At 64.8% G+C, this 3,442-nt stretch carries 6 protein-coding genes; 4 read left to right on the top strand and 2 right to left on the bottom strand.

Annotated features, from left to right (window positions below; translation table 11 throughout):
- The 3 genes from ACWCOM_RS18390 to ACWCOM_RS18380 all read left to right on the top strand — a co-directional run.
- A partial coding sequence (locus tag ACWCOM_RS18390; protein ID WP_454550185.1) for a hypothetical protein occupies positions 1–236 on the top strand: 236 nt, incomplete at its 5' end.
- Positions 233–502 (top strand): sigma factor-like helix-turn-helix DNA-binding protein, encoded by a 270-nt coding sequence (locus tag ACWCOM_RS18385; protein ID WP_454550184.1) that lies wholly within the window; start codon positions 233–235, stop codon positions 500–502. The genes ACWCOM_RS18390 and ACWCOM_RS18385, both read left to right, overlap by 4 nt.
- A gap of 228 nt (positions 503–730) precedes the next feature.
- Positions 731–961, top strand: coding sequence for a hypothetical protein (locus tag ACWCOM_RS18380; protein WP_454550183.1), 231 nt, complete (start codon positions 731–733; stop codon positions 959–961).
- Positions 962–1,620: 659 nt separating this feature from the next.
- On the opposite strand, the gene ACWCOM_RS18375 is transcribed toward ACWCOM_RS18380, so the two are convergent.
- Positions 1,621–1,767 carry a hypothetical protein gene (locus tag ACWCOM_RS18375; protein WP_454550182.1) on the bottom strand — a complete coding sequence of 49 codons (147 nt, stop codon included), beginning with the start codon at positions 1,765–1,767 and terminating at the stop codon, positions 1,621–1,623.
- 171 nt (positions 1,768–1,938) lie between these two features.
- Positions 1,939–2,199 (bottom strand): ribbon-helix-helix protein, CopG family, encoded by a 261-nt coding sequence (locus tag ACWCOM_RS18370; protein ID WP_454550181.1) that lies wholly within the window; start codon positions 2,197–2,199, stop codon positions 1,939–1,941.
- Between the two features lie 470 nt (positions 2,200–2,669).
- On the opposite strand from ACWCOM_RS18370, the gene ACWCOM_RS18365 reads away from it, so the two are divergent.
- Positions 2,670–3,442: replication initiation protein (locus tag ACWCOM_RS18365; protein WP_454550180.1), on the top strand; the 773-nt coding region annotated here is incomplete at its 3' end.

Below are 3,442 nucleotides of genomic sequence, written 5' to 3'. Positions count from 1 at the left end.
ACAAGAACCTCACCGCCATCGCCGAGGAGTTCACCCGCGGCCCGCTGGGCGAGGTGGAAGTGCTGCACCTAGCCCGTTCCATCGCCCGTTGGACTTGGCGCAACATCACCCCGGAACTCACCACGCAAAGGCGCAAAGCCTGGACCGCGCCCGAGCACCAGCAACGTCGCGCTCAACGCGCCGCTGACAAACGCCGCATTGACCGCACGCTCATCCAGCAGGAGGCCCTCCGATGACCGCTGAGAACCCTGTACGTCGAGCCAGGACTGCCCGGGAAGTCGCGCAGTCGGTGGGATGCCACCCGCGCACCGTTCAGCGCGCTGTCGCAGAGCCCCGTGACGAGTTCATCAAGCGATCGCGGGCCCGGCAGGATCTCGCCCTCGAGCTCAAAAACGCCGGCCTGAAGTACCGCGAGATCGCCGACCGCCTCGGATGCTCCGAGAAGGCCGCCCAGAACCTTGTGCATCGCGCACGGGATCGGCACAAACTAGACGCGGGGTGAAGCAGTCCGCTCCTTGGAGTGAAACAGCCCGCTCCAGGAAGGCCGGGGGAAACCCCGGCCTTTCTCATGCCCAGCGCAGCGCCCACCCGCCCCGCCTGGTGCCCCGGCCGGAGGCCGATCCCGTTCTATGGCACATAGAAGATAGCTTTGCTCCGCGCTCCCACTGCTCCGTCCGAGACGTTCGCAGTGGGGTAGTTGATGGATTCACCTGGACGTCACAATGGGCTGATGAACGGCTTGAAGCACTGGAGCCGGCTCTCTACAGCCACCTTGCTCTTGTTGACCCCCGCGGCCTGTTCCATCGCAGGGCCGTTCCTGCTGCTACACCTAGACCGTGGATTCTTGGGATGGCTATGGCTCTTCATCGGCCTGGCGTGGCTATGGATCGTCTTCCTGTTTCTGGCCGCCCTCAACATCCAAAAACAGGCGCAGAAGAGCGGCTCCGCCGCCCACAACTGAGCCGCCATACCTGCGTATCGATGCTGTGAGGAACACTGGCGAGCAGGGGGAGAGACATCAGGGATTCAGGGGATCCCTACGGCATGGGAAGAGCGTTCCTTCCCATGCCGAGAGAAGCCGGGAGATGGGCTCCCGGCTTCTCTTGTGCAGTCATCACATCAACCGACGTGAACTGGACGGAACTTCACCGCAGTCGCACAATCAGTTGCGGTGAAAGGCATCTCACCGGGGAAGGCCGGGGCCCCTCCCCGGCCTTTCGCATGCACAACACAGCGCCCACCCGACCCCGCTCGCTCCACCGTCCAGAATGCACGGGACAGTGCTTCACGGGCGCGGTCTCGGAAAAGATGCCGGCACCGACAGATCGGCCCTTTGTCGGGTCTTCTTCCCGTGGCCTGTCGTCACCTTCGGGTGCCTTTTGGAGCGTGGCTGACACTGGAAGTGGGAGTTGGCGTGCTCACCTCAACCGCTCCCACGGGAGGCTGAGGAGACCAGGCCCGGCCTCCCGTCAGGGCACTGATCCAGCACCCGTGATGTCTACAGCTGTAGGCAACACGCAGCGATGTGCAGGACACTAGAACGTGGGGAACGGGATCCTCCTCCCCACGGAAAAAGCCGGGTGCCACTCCCCGGCTTTTTCCGTGCCCGGACCCCAGGAACTAGTCCAGATACCGCCGCCACCAGATCGTCACGAGCACAGCGCTAGGAATCAGGGTCACCACGGTGCCCACCACAAAGTCATCGATCAGAACACCGATCAACGAAGCCACCAACCCCATCAGCACTCCAGCCAGCAGCGCCAGCATCAAGGCCAGATCTCGTTGCTTCCTGCCCCCATGAACTCCGCGTCTCGTTCGCATCCGCTAAACGCTACGGATCGCTCTGCGGTTCACCCAATCGCTCTCCGTCTCGCCACGTCGTCGCACATGGAGGTGAGCCGTCACACCTCTTGCATTCTTGGCCCGTGGCTCCCGCTCTCACCTCTCCGAGGCATCCGGCGGCTCGTTCAGCTGCGCCATGAGACCCCCGAATGCACGCCGCTCCACCTGGTGCCGCTCATCGACCCGGTGCGCCCAGTAGCGGGCCTCCATCGTCGGCAACAGCTCCTCGATCGCCTCCCGCAGGTAATACCCCCGCGACCGTTGCGTCGTCTCCGCCAACCGGTCCAGACGCTCGATCACCTCCGCCGGCAGACGCACCGAGACCACTCGACCACCCGGTGCCGTGCGCTTCTCCACATCGATCTCCTTCCGCTGACGACCACTTGTAAACAATGTTTACAACCACCTCAGACGCCCCACCCGACCACAGCCAGGCCACCACAGCGGGAGCGACACCGACGCGCCTGGAGCAACCACGCACCCCGACCAGGCACCCGCTGGAGCCCACTGCCGAGCACCGGAGACCGTCACGGATGTCACGATCTGCGGCAGGGGCCGGCGGATGGAAATTGAGGCTGGGCCGGTGCCTGGTTGAGGTGCTCTGGGCACCTGAGGCGAAGGGTGCAACTGAGAGTGTGCGTGCCTGCGTTGGGTCACCTGGACCTCGGTCATCGAATGATGCATGAGGTGTGACGGGTTCAGCGAGGTTCGGGAGGGCCCGGGAGCGGACTGCGCTACGCGCAGGCAGAAAAGCATTTTCGGGCGAAGTATCTGATTAAGGGTGAGTCGTACCCGGGGAGGTGAAGAATCCGTGGTTGGGTCACCTCATGAGCTTCCAAAACGTGTTCACCGACCACTGGCTACCGCACGCGCCATTGGCCGCTGAGCGCAAGGAGGGCGCCTATCGGAGGGTGTCCCGGGAGCACGCTCTGCAGCTGCCCTACATCGAGGCCAACCCGCTGTGCCTGCAGTCGATCGTGGTCACGGACCATGACGGCTCCGACGCCGACCAGGTGGCCGATCTGGTCGGGCTTCCCCAGCCCTCCTGGGTGACGCTGAACCCACATACCCGCTCCGGGCACATCGCCTACGCCCTGGCCGCTCCGGTGTGCCTCACCGACTCCGCCCGCAGGAAGCCGATCAACCTCCTAGCCCGTATCGAGCAGGGCCTCGTCGACGTCCTGGGCGGGGACGTTGGATACGCGGGCCGGGTGACCAAGAACCCGGTCCACCGCCAGCACGTGCCGCTGTGGGGCGAGGAAACCGCCCTCTACGGCCTCCAGGAGCTTGCGCAGGCCCTCGGAGACGTCGGAGCCCTCCCAGGACCCTCCAGGACCGGCAAAGTCCTCACAGCGTCCTCGGTGGGCCGCAACGTCGCCTTGTTCCATCTCACCCGGCAATGGGCCTATCGCGCCCGCCTGCGCTACGACGAGGCCACCGAGTGGGAGCAGACCGTCCACGCCTTCGCCATGAACAAGAACCTCACCGCCATCGCCGAGGAGTTCACCCGCGGCCCGCTGGGCGAGGTGGAAGTGCTGCACCTAGCCCGTTCCATCGCCCGTTGGACTTGGCGCAACATCACCCCGGAACTCACCACGCA

This window comes from Kocuria sp. KH4 (assembly GCF_053711175.1).
The sequence above is the reverse complement of the archived record's forward strand: the minus strand, read 5'-3'. Positions and strand labels throughout refer to the sequence as shown.

Bases quoted from the DNA above. Each gene is read 5' to 3' on its own strand.
- ACWCOM_RS18385 (WP_454550184.1), top strand. From the start codon at position 233: ATGACCGCTGAGAACCCTGTACGTCGAGCCAGGACTGCCCGGGAAGTC.
- ACWCOM_RS18380 (WP_454550183.1), top strand. From the start codon at position 731: ATGAACGGCTTGAAGCACTGGAGCCGGCTCTCTACAGCCACCTTGCTC.
- ACWCOM_RS18375 (WP_454550182.1), bottom strand. From the start codon at position 1,767: ATGCTGGCGCTGCTGGCTGGAGTGCTGATGGGGTTGGTGGCTTCGTTG.